Genomic DNA, 13,869 nt, shown 5'->3' on the forward strand with positions numbered 1-13,869 from the left:
CAACCACCTACACCGGAAGCATGCCAGAGATTGCCGTTACGATCAGGCCAAAGACAACCATGAAAATGAAGAACTTCCAAATGGTCTTCCACCATTGGCCAAACGAAATCTTAGCCACGGCAAGGCCGGCGACCGTCATGCCCGCCACGGGACTGATGGTGTTGATGGTCTGATTAGCAAACTGGAGCGCGGTAACGGCAGCTTCGGGATTGAGGCCCATAAGCTCGGTCAGCGGACCCATGACGGGCATGGTGAGCGCCGCAAGTCCAGAACTCGAGGGAACCAGCAAAGAGAGCAGGCCAAGGACGATATACATAAACGTGGTGTAGACGGCAGCGGGTGCACCGGCGAGCGCAGTAGCGAGCGCCTGGAGGATGGTGTCGATGATCATGCCGCCCTCGGCGATGACCAGAATACCGCGAGCGATACCGATAACGATAGCAGCGTACGCAAAATCGGCGAGACCCTTAACGAACTCCTCAGCGATCGTCTGCTGGTCAAGACCGCCCAGGATACCGGCAAGCAAGCCCATGCCAAGGAACACGGCGGAAATCTCATTCATGTACCAGCCCTGGGTAACAAGACCCCAGACGATAATGCCCATACCGCAGGCAAAATCGATAAGTACGAGCTTCTGACGGGTAGTGAACTCTTCCTCGATGGAGGCATCGGTCACGGAAAACTCAACACGCTTGAGCTTGTCGTCCTCGTACGTAATGGACGACTCGGGGTTTTTCTTGACGCGCATAGCGTAGCGCATGGCCCATGCGATACCGACGGCAGTAAAGATGACCCAAGAAACGGCGCGCAGCCACAGCTGAGGATTGCCCTCGATGCCAATGATGCCCTGGGCGATCAAAACATTAAACGGGTCGATGGTCGAAGCACAATATCCCAGGTTAGGACCAAGGAAGCAGATGATGAATGCCGTCATCGAGTCATAACCGATACCCATCATGATGGGAATGAAGATGGCATAGAACGGCAGGGCTTCCTCAGACATGCCAAACGTAGTGCCGCAAATGGACAGCAACGTCATCGTAATGGGAATGATGAGGATGTCCTTGTTCTTGAGCTTTTTAATCACACGGCTCATGCCGGCATTCAAAGCGTTGGTCTTGGTGATGATTGCGAACGATCCGCCAATCAATAAGACGAACGCAACGACGTCGGCAGCCTCCTGGATGCCCTTAGTGGGCGCTTGCAGGACCGCGAAGATATCCTGACCCAGATTGATGGTCTCGCCGGTCTCGGAATCGGTGTAGTTCTTATCGACCTGCTCATAGGTTCCAGCAACGGCGACTTCGCGCTCGCCCGCCGCTGTCGAAATCGTCTTGCGCTGATACTGACCCGAGGGAACGATCCAAGTCAGGACCGCAAAGGCAACGATCAGCAAGAACATGATCGTATAGACATGCGGTAATTTGAACTTAAAACGTCTGTTTGTCTTCTTCGCCTTCGTATCTGACATAGATACCTCCAAAGAACTCGAGACTGCATCGCATCTCGCTTCAACGCTTGCATAAGGCAAACGTTCTATGACGTCCCATAGATTACCAGCAGCTTTTTCCTTCATCAAGATAATTTCAAACTGGTTGCCGCAACGCGGTTGAACGGTTGTGTTCGCGCCGTGAACGGTATGGAAACGCCCGGTGAGATGATCCACCGGGCGTTTCCATTCGCAATGTCCTAAATGTCAAAAACGTAGCGAGACCCAACGATCCGCTGACGACCGATGATAAACGGCCGCCGCTGCTCATCGAAAAAGAAGGCTTCCATATAAAACAAGGGTTCGCCAACGGGAACTGCCAACAGCCGAGCGACCTCGGGCGACGCGCACGCGATCTCGAGCGTGCACGGGTCGGTAAACGCGGGCGTGCGGCCCGTTCGGTTGCGCACGGACTCAAAAATGGATTGGTTAGATAGAGGTGCCGTTGATAGATAGGCGTTGTCCTCGTAAACGTATATGTTGTTCTCGAGCATGACGGGGACTCCATCGGCAGTACGTACACGCTCAACGCAAATCAAATCAGTTCCAACGGGAACACCAAAGAACTGCGCTTCGGTAGAATCTGCCGGCAGTATCTTTCTCGAAATGACGCACGCCCCCGGCTCCATTCCGTTAACGCGGCATGCGTCCGAAAAACTCTGGACGTCATCCTTCTGGCGAATCTTGCGCTTAAGCTTGGGGGCATTGACAAACGTGCCTTTCCCCTGCCGCTTCGTTAGATAGCCCTGCTGGACGAGCTCCTCAATAGCGCGTCGCACGGTAACGCGGCCAACTTTATAGTTCTCAGCCAATTCGAATTCGTTGGGTATCCGCGCGCCCGCCTTGTAGGCACCGGAATTGATTTCGTTTTTAATGATATCGATAACCTGTTGGTACAGCGGTATCGCTGCTTTACCGTCAGTTAGCCCTTCAGTCGGTGGCATATACCCTCTCCCAGCACAATTAAGTCTAAAACGGGCTTAAGGGCATTCAGCAAGTCCTTAGCCCGCATTAGCTTAAAGTATGCTAGGTGCCGCACCAAAATGTCGGGTATTTACTCATCTGACCCGAAAAACGCGCAACTACCGCGCTCCTAAGAAAGCGTGAGCAGCTCCGGCAGCTGGTCGATAATCTTGTCCGCGGCATCCTGGCTAAAGCCAAAGCGTTCCTCGCGCTTGGCAATGACCGTCAGGCCGGCTCGCTTACCCGCGGTAATGCCCGGAACGGAATCCTCAACGCAGCAGCAACGATTCGCGGGCAGCCCCAGCAGGTCCAGCGCATGCAGGTAGATGTCGGGCTCGGGTTTGCTCTCCTTAAACTGCTCGCCGCTCACCACATACTCAAAGGCATCAGACAGCCCGCATGCGTTGAGCACTTCCTCGATGCTAACCATGGGAGACGAGCTGGCAAGCGCCACGCGAACGCCACGGCGCGGCAGCTCTCGAATCGTATCCACGGCGCCTGGGTTAATCAAAGCCTGATAGTCACGCGGACGCTTATGCGCCCACTCGTCCCAACGGGCCAACGCCTCCTCGCCAGTGAAGTGTCCCTTACCGGCGCGCTCAAACCAATCGACCAGCATATGCAGGAAGAACTGATGCGAGGTACCGACCTGCCCATTCAACTCCTCTTGAGTCAGATTAAGTCCAAGCTCCTTGGCAAACGCGGCAGTCTCGCCCAAGTAGTAATACTCGGTATCGACAATGACGCCGTCCATGTCAAAGATAACGGCGTCGAACGGAAATGCGGACACGGCACCCTCCCTAACAAAAGGACGCCCGCAAGCAGGCGCCCGAGCCATGCATTAATCGGCGATTCTAACCCAGCAGCTTATCCAGCGCCACCGCAATGCCATCTTCGTTGTTATCGGCGGTCACCATCTGGGCTACAGCCTTAACCTCTTCGACGGCGTTACCCATGGCAACACCGGTGCCGGCCCACTCAATCATGGACTTGTCGTTCTGGCCGTCGCCAAACGATACGACCTCACTGGCATCGATGCCGAGCTTGGGCAGGGCACCCTCGAGTGCGCGGGCCTTGTCGATACCGGGCGCCGTGTACTCAAAGTACCAGTCGGCCGTAAACATGCCCGAAAGCGTCTGCTTAAAGGGCGCATACATCTCCTCGTAATGCGCCTGCAGGTAGGCCGGATCGCCCGCCGTCAGCAGCTTGTCCACGGGATAAGCATCAGCGACCTCATGCAGGCTCTCCACCTCGCGAATCTTAAGATCGCACGCGTCGCGCTCATACTTGACGATATTCTTCTGCGAGCCGTCAGGCAGCGTGATCATGCAATGGTACGAGTCCTCGACGTGCAAATCGCGACCGAGCGAAATCATAGGGATCACGTCAAAATTACGCAGGTGATCAATCAGGCGATGCAATTCGTCGGCAGGCATAGCCTGATCGAACAGCACCTCGTCGGTCTGGGCATCGACGACGTGTGCGCCGTTAAAGGCAACTAGCAGACCGTCATGGTTTTGGAGGTCGAGCTCCTGCGCCAAGGCGTGGAGCCCCCATGCGGGACGGCCCGAAGCCAAAATGAGCTTAATGCCCGACTCCTGCGCCGCGAGCAGCTTCTCGCGCGTACGCGGGCTAATCACTTTCTGATCGTTGGTGAGCGTACCGTCGATATCCATCGCGATGGCTTTGATTGCCATATATGCCTCCCTGTCATTGAACAACCTTGTCTGAGCCATCATACAGAACACCCATCGCGACTCCGTTTACAACGGGCAAAAAGTCATATTGTCTCGAACATGAACGGCGTGTGGTCGTGAAGCTTTATCGCTCAGGTCAAATACGTCTGCTAGCGACGCTCATCCGTCGGTGCGCCCTCGACGATCGCGATGCCCGCCGATGCACCTAACGCGCTGGCGCCGGCCTCGATGAATGCGCAAGCCTCTTCGTAATTATGGATACCGCCCGCCGCCTTGATTGCCACGGCATCGCCGAGGACCTCGTGCATCAGCCGCACGTCCTCGAGCTTAGCACCGCCAAAGCTTCTGCCGGTCGATGTCTTAAGGAATCCCGGCTTGGCCTCCAGCGCGATCTCGCATACACGGCGCTTGGCGGCGTCGTCGCCGTCCAGCTTGCACATCTCGACGATTACCTTGTCAGTGATGCCATGCGCGCGACAAAAATCAGCAATGGTAGTCATCTCGCGCTCGATGGCATCAAAATCGCGGTTCTCGATCGACCCCTGATTCAAAACGTAGTCAATCTCGGTAAAGCCACACGCAGCGTATTCCTCAAACCTCGCAAGCTTCTCCTCAAGCGTCATAGTGCCCTGGGGAAAGTCGATAGCGCCGGCAAGGATGATGTCAGAGCCCTCGAGCATGGCGCGGCCTGTCTCGTACTCCTGCAGGTTCGCAAATACGCAGCGAAAGTTGTACTTTAACGCCTTCTCGACATACTGCTCAAACGTGTCCTCGGGGGCATCGATATAGTCGATGTATTTATTGATGGGTTTGGCAAGCGTCATGCTGGGCCTCCTTGTTCAGGGCTGGCAACCGATTCGTGGCTTCACGCGAAAAACCACGTTCAATGTACGCCCGGCATGCAAGGACAGCGTCCGCATTCCGACAAGTGGTATGAAATTAGCCGTAAACGTATATTTACAGACAGCGAATGGCACCGCACGCGGATGCCGACAGCAAGACATCCCCCCTCAATACACCCTCATGCCCCTTTACTGTTTGCGGCCAGAAATGATGAGCTGCACAACGTCGTTAGCGGTCGAATTCGACCTCTGACGACGTCACGCGACTCATCGTATCCGACCGACAACAGAAAAGGGGCACGTTCGCATAGCGTGGCGCGTGACGGTTGCAAAACCACCCCATTTGAAACAAACGCAAAAAAGTACTTGCAAAGACGCGTTCCGACATATAAGTTGATAAAAGACCGCCGTTGCGGTTTTAAGTAGATCGAGCATATGAAATTTCAGTTTTTAGCGTGTAAGAGAAAGAAGATCGGCAAAGTACAACCCCAAACGCAATGACAACTTAATGAGGTAACTGCCACATGTGAGGCACCCAGGGCATTGCTGTCTCGATTTTGAGCACGATGCCTTCCGCCTTGCATGGGCCGTTCCATCCCGCCCCTGCAGCAACTGCCTCACGGGCTCATTGAAAACCGCATAGCACCCCAACGTCAGCACATCACCCACGGCAAGCACATCACTCACGACAACCAACACATCAACAAACAGCACGAACATCAACCGATTGGAGAAGCTATGACAAACCACCGCGCTGAAGACGGCGATAAGAAAAGCATTCTGGATGCCCGCATTGAGCGAGCATATGCAAACGAATATGACGCCGCCTTTGCCGCCGCGACCATCAAGAACTACGCGTCGCTACCGCTCGCGACGATCTTGGCCGACCACCCTCAACTGCTGAAGCGCTGTACAAAGATCATGGGCGACCCCGACATTCGCAAGCTGACAGACCCCTATGCCCCAAAACGCGACAACGATTCGTACGTTCTTACCGTAGGCTGCCTTGCCCATATGCTTACGGCGCTCGACACGAAACTCAAGCTCGAATGGGAACCCGACGAGCGTCATGAACTCGAAAGCAAGCGGAACACCCTGCGCACCGCACTGTTCCTTCCGTTGGACGGCCTCAAGCGCTGCAACGTCGAGCTCAATACACAGGCGCGGCAAAAGCCCGGGACCACGGGGCAGAAAACTCCAAGACCCCATGCGGCCATCGTCGACCGCAACCGATATAACCGCATGACCGCGCACTTTTCTGCCGAGGGAGTAGCCATAAGGACGCTGATCGACCTGCTGTGCCTCCTGAGCATCAACGAGCTATTTGAGGGCTATCTCGCCCTTGTTCCCGCGACGGCACCCAAGTCGGTAGCAAAGATCATCGAAACCTGCAGACGCCAGTTTGAGCGCCATCGCAATGGCAGCGAGATGAACGCCAGCATCGCGCAGTACTACGCGGCTCATTACAAAAATGACGGACGTGCCCCTGTCGAGCATCAGCTGCGGCTCGCCTACACCACGCCCGTCGCAACGCTCCATCGCTTTGGAGCCCTTGGCGCTTGCGAGCCGCACGAACAGGCAGCCTGCCCCACAACCGAGCTCGATCTCAGGCTCGGACGAACCCTGTAGCCCGCCAGCCCCTCCGCGGGCAACAATCCTATTCCACAACACAACCAACAGAAAGGAGTCCTCATGGACACCAATCATTCCCCCATCATCAGCCCCCTCACCATGCGTGAATCCGCCCGAGGTATCACGCTCACCAGCATTTACGATGAGATGCTCGCCCGTCGCGAGCTCTCCGTCATGGGAAACATCGAAACCCCGATGGCCCACGACCTATGCCAGCAGATCCGCCTGCTAGATGCCACCGACCCCAGCCGCCCCATCACCATATTTGTCGCCAGCGCTGGCGGAAGCGTGCGATCGGGTCTTGCGATCTATGACGCCATGCGCCTCGCATCGTGCCCCATCCGCACCGTCTGCCTGGAATTCGCCGCGTCCATGGGCGCCGTGATCTTTATGGGCGGCGACAATCGCCGTATGGCGCCCCATGCAGAGCTCATGATTCACGACCCGCTGATCCCCCAGGGGGCAGGCGGCTCGGCACTTGCGCTGCAGGAAACCAGCCGGCGTCTTATGCAGACCCGCAAGACCCTCACGCAAATCCTCTCGGACCGCAGCGGTCTCACGCCCAAGCGCATCCAGTCCCTCACTGCAAAAGACACCTACCTTTCGGCCGAGCGCGCCGTCGAGCTCGGCTTTGCCCACGAAATCCTCTCGACCACCAAGGAGGTCGCCCATGTCTAACCTCACCAGCCGCCTCGCCGCATCTGAGTCCGCATCGTCCACCATCCTCGCCAAGGATCGAACGCTTTCCTGCGACACCCGCCAAACGGGACTCAACAACAACGCACTTGTGATCGGCCCCTCGGGAGCCGGCAAGACCCGAAACGTCCTCAAGCCCAACCTGCTGCAAATGAACGCAAGCTACATCGTGCTCGACACCAAAGGCACGCTCTGTCGCGAAGTGGGACCCGTGCTGGCAGCCCACGGCTACCGCGTGCAATGTCTCAACTTCGCCGACCTCAACACCGTCCCGGCCCTTGCGCCCGGCATCGAGCGCTGCGGCTACAACCCCCTGAGGCACATTCGCCGCAAGGCGGACGGCAGGCCCAACCAGCAGGACATCCTCTCGGTGGCAAAGGCCATCTGCCCCATCGAGGACAACAACCAGCCTTTTTGGGATCATGCGGCGGCAAACCTGCTGTCGTGTCTTATCGCCTACGTCACCGAACAGCTACCCGCCGACGAGCAGACGATCAGCTCGGTCATCAAGCTGATCGAGCACCTGCAGGACGGTGCCACGGGTCGATTGTTTGACGACCTGATCACGACCGACCCCCAAAGCTATGCCCTCTCGCTATGGCGGCGCTACGCCATTACGCAAAATGCCGAGCGCATGCACGCGAGCATCGTCGGCATCCTTGCCGAAAAGGTCATGTGTCTGGGATTCGACGGTGCGGCACAGCTCTATCGTGAGTGCCATCAGGTGGACTTCGCTTCCATGGGACACACCCCCTGCGTCCTGTTTGTAACCGTGAGCGATATTGACCGCAATCTCGATCCGCTGACCGGCCTCTTTATTTCGCAGGCGTTTATGGGCCTCATTCGTGAGGCCGATAGGCAGCCCGACGGCAGCCTGCCCGTGCCCGTGCGCTTTATGCTCGATGACTTCGCAAATCTGCAGATCCCCCAGATCGACAACGTGCTCTCGATTATCCGAAGCCGCAACATCTGGGCAACGCTGCTGCTGCAGTCGACCAACCAGCTCGATGCGCTCTATGGCGAGGCACGCGCACGCTCCATCATGGGCAACTGCGACACGCATCTGGTGCTGGCGTTCCAGGATCCCGAGAGTGCCCGGGTGTTTTCCGACCGCGCCGACGCGCTGCCCAGTACGCTCATGGCGACACCCGTCGACCGCTCCTGGCTGTTCGTCCGCGGCCGCGCTCCCGAACAGGTCGAGCGCTTTAGGCTCGAAGACCATCCGCTCTACGGGGAGCTGCCCGAGGCGCAGCGAGGCCATGCGGAGGCCGAGATCTAGGCGCAGGGTTCTCGCAGCGCGCGGCGCCCCGGCGATGTTCCACAAAGACCGTGCGCCCCGGGACCACGGCAAAGCAAAGGGGCCCGCATCCGATAGGATACAGGCCCCTGACTATAAGGCGCGATGCGTTAACAGCAGCGACTACTTGCGGTGAGCGCGGTAGAACTCGATGAGCGCCTGGGTCGAAGCGTCCTGCTCGGCCTTGGCGGCGTCATCGTGGAAGGCCGGGGTGATCTGCTTGGCAAGCTGCTTGCCCAGCTCAACGCCCCACTGGTCGTAGGAGTCGATGCCCCAGACCGTGCCCTCGACAAACGTGATGTGCTCGTACAGGGCGATGAGCTCGCCGAGCGCAAACGGGGTCAGCGTGTCACCGAAGATCGAGGTCGTCGGACGGTTGCCCTCAAAGCAGCGGGCCGGGACGATCTGCTCGGGCGTACCCTCGGCGCGCACCTCATCGGCCGTCTTACCAAAGGCGAGCGCCTTGGTCTGGGCCAGGAAGTTGCCCAGGAACAGCTCGTGGACATCCTGGCCGCTGTCGGTTGCGGGATTGGCAGTGTTGGCGAAAGCGATGAAATCGGCCGGAACCACCACAGTGCCCTGGTGCAGCAGCTGGTAGAAGGCATGCTGACCGTTGGTGCCGGGCTCGCCCCAGAAGATCTCACCGGTATCGGAGGTCACGGCGCTGCCGTCCCAGCGGACGTGCTTGCCGTTGGACTCCATGGTGAGCTGCTGCAGGTAGGCCGGGAAGCGGTGCAGGTACTGGCAGTACGGCAGTACGGCGTGGCTCTTGGAACCGAAGAAGTTGACGTACCAGACGTTGAGCAGGCCCATCAGCGCGACGGCGTTGTTCTCGAGCGGGGTGTTGCAGAAGTACTCGTCGATGGCGTGGAAGCCCTCGAGGAACTGCTGGAAGCGCTCGGGGCCGAGCACGACGATCAGCGACAGGCCCACGGCGGAGTCAACAGAATAGCGGCCGCCAACCCAGTTCCAGAAACCGAAGGCGTTGGCAGGGTCGATGCCGAAGGCCTCAACCTTCTCGAGTGCGGTGGAAACGGCGACGAAGTGCTTTGCCACGGCCTCGGCGTTCTGCTCATCGGAGCCGTCGATGGCGCCCTGAGCCTTGAGCTGCTCGAGCATCCAGGTCTTGACCTCGCGGGCGTTGGTAAGGGTCTCGAGCGTGGTGAAGGTCTTGGAGACGATGATCACGAGCGTGGTCTCGGGATCCAGGCCCTTAAGCTTCTCGGCCTGGTCGTTGGGGTCGATGTTGGAGATATAGCGGCAGTCGATACCGGCGTCGGCATAGGGACGCAGGGCCTCGTAAGCCATGACCGGGCCCAGATCGGAGCCGCCGATGCCGATGGACACCAGGTGCTCGATCTTCTTGCCGGTAACGCCCTTCCACTCACCGGAGCGCACGCGCTCGGCGAAGGCATACATGCGATCGAGGACCTCGTGCACGTCGGCGACGACATCCTGGCCGTCGACGATGAGCTGGCCCCTCTCGGTTGCGGGGCGGCGAAGCGCGGTGTGCAGGACGGCGCGGTCCTCGGTGGTGTTAATGTGCTCGCCGGAGAACATGGCGTCGCGGCGCTCCTCGAGCTTCACCTCGCGGGCAAGATCGCACAGCAGCTTGACGGTCTCATCGGTCACCAGGTTCTTCGACAGATCGAAGTGCAGGTCACCGGCGTCAAAGCTCAGCTTGTTCACGCGCTCGGCATCGGCAGCGAACCAGGCCTTGAGGTCGATACCCTCGGCCTCGAGCTTCTCCTGATGAGCCTCGAGTGCCTTCCAAGCGGCAGTCGACGTAGCATCGATAGGTGCGGCAACAGTTGCCATAGAGTCCTCCTCAGCATACGGGCGCACGCCTCCATGCGCCCGGACATTCAGATGCCACTATTCTAGCGCAGGTCAAGACTACAATCAGCGAGCGTTGCCAATCGGCCCCCAAACGGCAACCGATCAAAAAGGGACAGGCTTATTTTGGCAGGTCAAACGCTTTACCAACCAAAAATAACCCGTCCTTTTATGGCAAATATTAGGCCGCGGCGCAGACGCTACCGAGTAACTCACGCAGAGGAGACCCGATGCCCTCCAGCAGTTCGGGCGCGATAATGGCAAAAACGGGAACCTCGCCGGTGCCCACGACAGCAGGCACCTTGCCCTCCGAGACAATGCATCCATAAGGCACAAAGCCGTCTTCGCCGGCATCGAGCGCCGCCATGCGACGCGCGAGCTCGCGCGCAAAGCCAGCAGTATCGGCATCGCCAATCGCCAGGACAAAGTCCACGCCTTCGTCGGTCGCCAGGGCCACGGCCTCATCGACCAAATCGTCTCCCCCATCGCCCCCGACCAAGCCGCAGCGAAAAAGCACGCGTTCGAGCAGAGCTCGATCAAGCGAGCCGAGCGCCGCCGAGACGAGCTCATCGTGCGTATGTTTGTCACCGCCCAACACGACCAGCGCCTTGGTGCCACCGTAGTGAGCGACCAATCGTCCGCACCAGCGAGCCACGTCTCCATCCGCAACAAGGCGCGTCGGCATACCAAACCCATAATTGACCATCTTTTCCACAACCCTTCCGTGCGTATAGGCGGTATCAATCGTTAGGCTCATGCTACGAAGCGAGGTTTTCCGAGCTGTTTCGCACTCTTTAGAGCTGCGTTAAAACCCGATCCAACCGCACGACCATACCTACCAAAACAAACCAGTCCCTTTTTGACAGGTTTTGACGACGTCCGGACGAGCGGGTATTATCGAACAGGTATTCGATAAGAACATGTGTTTGATGAAGGGACACGGATGGCGCACGAGCAGCACACCTATATCTGCATCGACCTCAAGACGTTTTATGCCAGCGTCGAGTGCGTCGACCGTGGGCTCGATCCGCTCACCACCAACCTGGTCGTTGCCGACGAATCGCGCGGGCGCACGACCATCTGCCTCGCCATCACGCAGGCTATGAAGGACTTAGGGATTCACAATCGCTGCCGCCTATTCGAGATTCCCGATGGCATCGACTACATCACGGCCGTACCGCGCATGCAGCACTATATGGAGGTGTCGGCGCAAATCTACGGCATCTATCTGGAATACGTAAGTCCGCAAGACATTCACGTCTATTCAATCGATGAATGCTTTATCGACGTGACGCCCTATCTGGACCTCTATCACACAGATGCGGAAGGGTTCGCCTGCACGCTGCGCGACGAGGTCCTCGCGCGCACCGGCATCACGGCGACGGTCGGCATCGGCCCCAACCTATTCCAGGCCAAGGTAGCGCTCGACATTACCGCCAAGCACGTACCCAGCCGCATCGGCATACTCGACGACGAGACCTTTCGCAAGGAGATCTGGCCCCATCGTCCCATCACCGATATCTGGGGCATCGGTCCCGGCGTGGCAGCCCGCCTCGAGAAATACGGCGTCTACGATCTGATGGGCGTCGCGGCGCTCGACGAAAACCTGCTTTACGACGAGCTCGGCGTCAATGCCGAATATCTCATCGACCATGCCTTCGGGCGCGAGCCGACAACCATCGCCGATATTCAAGCCTATCGCCCGCAAGCAACTTCGACCACCACAGGACAGGTGCTCTCGAAGGGTTATGCCTACGAACAGGCCTATACCGTCTTGCGCGAGATGGTCGACAACGCCGTTTTAGACTTGGTCGATAAGCACGTGGTCTGCGACAGCATCTCGCTCTTTGTGGGCTACGCGAGCGAACGCGCCGACATACGCCGCCTCGACGCCAGCGGTACAGCGCAGTATGTGGACGGATGCGGGCACCTGCGCTCGAGCACATCGAGTATCGAACCCACCGCAACCGCCGGCCCCGAGCTCGCGCCCCGTGCGCCCAAGCCCGTCCAGCGCGATGACGAACGGCGTCGCCTGGTGCGCGAAGCGCAGGCAATCGATGGCATCTTTGTGGGAGAGCATGGCGGCAAACCGCGCGGTGGCTATGCCGCACTCTTTGCGCACTCTAACGCCTCGCGAAAGCTGAGCGAGCGTACCAATTCGTTTAAGAAGATCATGGGCTATTTCGATGAGCTCTGGGCGCAGACTGTCGATCCCAAACGACCGGTCAAGCGCATCAACCTGGGATTTGGCAACCTCATGCCCGAGGAATTTGCCACCATCGATCTGTTCAGCGATATCGAGGCCGATGAGCGCGAGCGCGACCTGGCGCGCGCCGTCCTGGCCGTGAAAGGCAAGTACGGCAAGAACGCGCTCGTCAAGGGATTAAGCTTTACCGCCGGCGCCACCGCGCGCGAACGCAACGAACAAGTTGGAGGACACCGTGCCTAAACCCAAACAACAGCCCGTGCGCCCGCCGACCGCCTTCGAGCGCCTGGCGGACCCCGAGGGCAGACGCCGCGCCGCCGACCCCAACCTCACTGCCAACGGTGCCGTGCGCGCCAACCGCGCCGCACAGTTTATGCCCTTTGCCGCCCTCACGGGATACTACGAACTCGTGCGCAAGCAGGAAATCACCGTCGAGCCAAAACGTGAGCTCGCGGAAGAAAAAGCCCTCGTGCTTTCTAAAAAACTCGAGGGTCTCAAACGTGGCGACTTGGTTCGTGTCACCTATTACGATACATACGGCTATCGCAGCCGCACCGGCATCCTCGACGAGGCGCTCCCCGCCTTCAAGCTCCTCAAGCTCCGAGACATCGCCATCGACTTCGACGACATCCAAGACATCGAACTGCGCGGACGAGCCTAGCCAAGGAAGCGCATCCAGAGCGACGCTTACAGCGTCATGACGTAGTAGCCCGCGTCTTTCACGGCCGTCTCGAGGACATCACGATCCACCGGCTGCTTAGAGCGCACGCGTGCCGTGTGGTCCGCATACGTCACCGTTGCCCACACGCCATCCAGTGCATTGAGGGCATTGGCCACGTTCTGAGCGCAGCCGTCACAGCTCATGCCGCCGATGAGCAGCTCATCGCTATAGGGATAGTGTGACGCATCGGTATCCACCACAACAACCTTTTTGGCCTTCTTGCCGCTCGCACCATCGCTGCAACAACTCTTCCCGTGTGTCGAAGCGGCAATGCGACGCAGTCCAAAAAACATGCCGACGGCAATGACGGCCAGCACGATGAAATTCGCAGGGCTGAGCAAGTCACTCATGCGTTCCCCTTTCAAGTAGCCCTATCTAGATACCCCCATGGGGTGTCCCCATCTTAACCCAAAATCATGTCTGTTCGGTCAATTAGTTTCCCTCTTCAAACTTTTTTGTTGACCATGGCTTACTTTCGTGTATAAGTTTT

13 protein-coding genes are annotated in these 13,869 nt (G+C 58.4%); 5 read left to right on the forward strand and 8 right to left on the reverse strand.

Features of this window, described 5'->3' with window-relative positions; translation table 11 throughout:
* Positions 1-7: 7 nt before the first annotated feature.
* From AB5405_RS02180 to deoC, 5 genes are all read right to left on the reverse strand, one after another.
* Positions 8-1,471 (reverse strand): YfcC family protein, encoded by a 1,464-nt coding sequence (locus AB5405_RS02180; protein WP_368137452.1) that lies wholly within the window; start codon positions 1,469-1,471, stop codon positions 8-10.
* A gap of 218 nt (positions 1,472-1,689) precedes the next feature.
* Positions 1,690-2,433 (reverse strand): GntR family transcriptional regulator, encoded by a 744-nt coding sequence (locus AB5405_RS02185; protein WP_368137454.1) that lies wholly within the window; start codon positions 2,431-2,433, stop codon positions 1,690-1,692.
* A gap of 149 nt (positions 2,434-2,582) precedes the next feature.
* Complete coding sequence (locus AB5405_RS02190) at positions 2,583-3,242, reverse strand: HAD family hydrolase (protein WP_308196326.1); 660 nt, start codon at positions 3,240-3,242, stop codon at positions 2,583-2,585.
* Positions 3,243-3,306: 64 nt separating this feature from the next.
* A complete protein-coding gene (locus AB5405_RS02195) occupies positions 3,307-4,149 on the reverse strand; it encodes a Cof-type HAD-IIB family hydrolase (protein WP_368137455.1) in 843 nt (280 codons plus the stop codon).
* Positions 4,150-4,298: 149 nt separating this feature from the next.
* Positions 4,299-4,973 carry a deoxyribose-phosphate aldolase gene (gene deoC / locus AB5405_RS02200; protein WP_022094433.1) on the reverse strand — a complete coding sequence of 225 codons (675 nt, stop codon included), beginning with the start codon at positions 4,971-4,973 and terminating at the stop codon, positions 4,299-4,301.
* A 600-nt stretch (positions 4,974-5,573) separates the two neighbouring features.
* Here deoC and AB5405_RS02205 point away from each other — a divergent pair.
* From AB5405_RS02205 to AB5405_RS02215, 3 genes are all read left to right on the forward strand, one after another.
* A complete protein-coding gene (locus tag AB5405_RS02205; protein WP_368137456.1) occupies positions 5,574-6,620 on the forward strand; it encodes a hypothetical protein in 1,047 nt (348 codons plus the stop codon).
* Between the two features lie 63 nt (positions 6,621-6,683).
* Positions 6,684-7,301: an ATP-dependent Clp protease proteolytic subunit gene (locus AB5405_RS02210; protein ID WP_195239148.1), complete on the forward strand. Its 618-nt coding sequence runs from the start codon at positions 6,684-6,686 to the stop codon at positions 7,299-7,301.
* On the forward strand, positions 7,294-8,598 hold the full coding sequence (locus AB5405_RS02215) for a VirD4-like conjugal transfer protein, CD1115 family (protein WP_368137458.1): 1,305 nt from the start codon (positions 7,294-7,296) through the stop codon (positions 8,596-8,598). Before AB5405_RS02210 ends, AB5405_RS02215 begins: the two co-directional genes overlap by 8 nt.
* A 141-nt stretch (positions 8,599-8,739) precedes the next feature.
* On the opposite strand, the gene pgi is transcribed toward AB5405_RS02215, so the two are convergent.
* Positions 8,740-10,434 (reverse strand): glucose-6-phosphate isomerase, encoded by a 1,695-nt coding sequence (gene pgi / locus AB5405_RS02220; protein WP_055251439.1) that lies wholly within the window; start codon positions 10,432-10,434, stop codon positions 8,740-8,742.
* Between the two features lie 199 nt (positions 10,435-10,633).
* Positions 10,634-11,158, reverse strand: coding sequence for an iron-containing alcohol dehydrogenase (locus AB5405_RS02225; protein WP_158558624.1), 525 nt, complete (start codon positions 11,156-11,158; stop codon positions 10,634-10,636).
* A gap of 237 nt (positions 11,159-11,395) precedes the next feature.
* On the opposite strand from AB5405_RS02225, the gene AB5405_RS02230 reads away from it, so the two are divergent.
* The gene (locus tag AB5405_RS02230; protein WP_346979392.1) at positions 11,396-12,901 is read left to right on the forward strand and encodes a Y-family DNA polymerase; all 1,506 of its coding nucleotides are present in this window, start codon (positions 11,396-11,398) and stop codon (positions 12,899-12,901) included.
* Positions 12,894-13,319 (forward strand): hypothetical protein, encoded by a 426-nt coding sequence (locus AB5405_RS02235; RefSeq protein WP_346979393.1) that lies wholly within the window; start codon positions 12,894-12,896, stop codon positions 13,317-13,319. Before AB5405_RS02230 ends, AB5405_RS02235 begins: the two co-directional genes overlap by 8 nt.
* A gap of 26 nt (positions 13,320-13,345) precedes the next feature.
* Here AB5405_RS02235 and AB5405_RS02240 read toward each other — a convergent pair whose 3' ends face one another.
* Positions 13,346-13,729 carry a heavy-metal-associated domain-containing protein gene (locus AB5405_RS02240; protein WP_346979394.1) on the reverse strand — a complete coding sequence of 128 codons (384 nt, stop codon included), beginning with the start codon at positions 13,727-13,729 and terminating at the stop codon, positions 13,346-13,348.
* Positions 13,730-13,869: the final 140 nt, after the last annotated feature.

Source organism: Collinsella aerofaciens, from assembly GCF_040920445.1.
Lineage (GTDB): Bacteria > Actinomycetota > Coriobacteriia > Coriobacteriales > Coriobacteriaceae > Collinsella > Collinsella aerofaciens_BH.

Bases quoted from the DNA above. Each gene is read 5' to 3' on its own strand.
- AB5405_RS02180 (WP_368137452.1), bottom strand. From the start codon at position 1,471: ATGTCAGATACGAAGGCGAAGAAGACAAACAGACGTTTTAAGTTCAAA.
- AB5405_RS02185 (WP_368137454.1), bottom strand. From the start codon at position 2,433: ATGCCACCGACTGAAGGGCTAACTGACGGTAAAGCAGCGATACCGCTG.
- AB5405_RS02195 (WP_368137455.1), bottom strand. From the start codon at position 4,149: ATGGCAATCAAAGCCATCGCGATGGATATCGACGGTACGCTCACCAAC.
- deoC (WP_022094433.1), bottom strand. From the start codon at position 4,973: ATGACGCTTGCCAAACCCATCAATAAATACATCGACTATATCGATGCC.
- AB5405_RS02205 (WP_368137456.1), top strand. From the start codon at position 5,574: ATGGGCCGTTCCATCCCGCCCCTGCAGCAACTGCCTCACGGGCTCATT.
- AB5405_RS02210 (WP_195239148.1), top strand. From the start codon at position 6,684: ATGGACACCAATCATTCCCCCATCATCAGCCCCCTCACCATGCGTGAA.
- AB5405_RS02215 (WP_368137458.1), top strand. From the start codon at position 7,294: ATGTCTAACCTCACCAGCCGCCTCGCCGCATCTGAGTCCGCATCGTCC.
- pgi (WP_055251439.1), bottom strand. From the start codon at position 10,434: ATGGCAACTGTTGCCGCACCTATCGATGCTACGTCGACTGCCGCTTGG.
- AB5405_RS02225 (WP_158558624.1), bottom strand. From the start codon at position 11,158: ATGGTCAATTATGGGTTTGGTATGCCGACGCGCCTTGTTGCGGATGGA.
- AB5405_RS02230 (WP_346979392.1), top strand. From the start codon at position 11,396: ATGGCGCACGAGCAGCACACCTATATCTGCATCGACCTCAAGACGTTT.
- AB5405_RS02240 (WP_346979394.1), bottom strand. From the start codon at position 13,729: ATGAGTGACTTGCTCAGCCCTGCGAATTTCATCGTGCTGGCCGTCATT.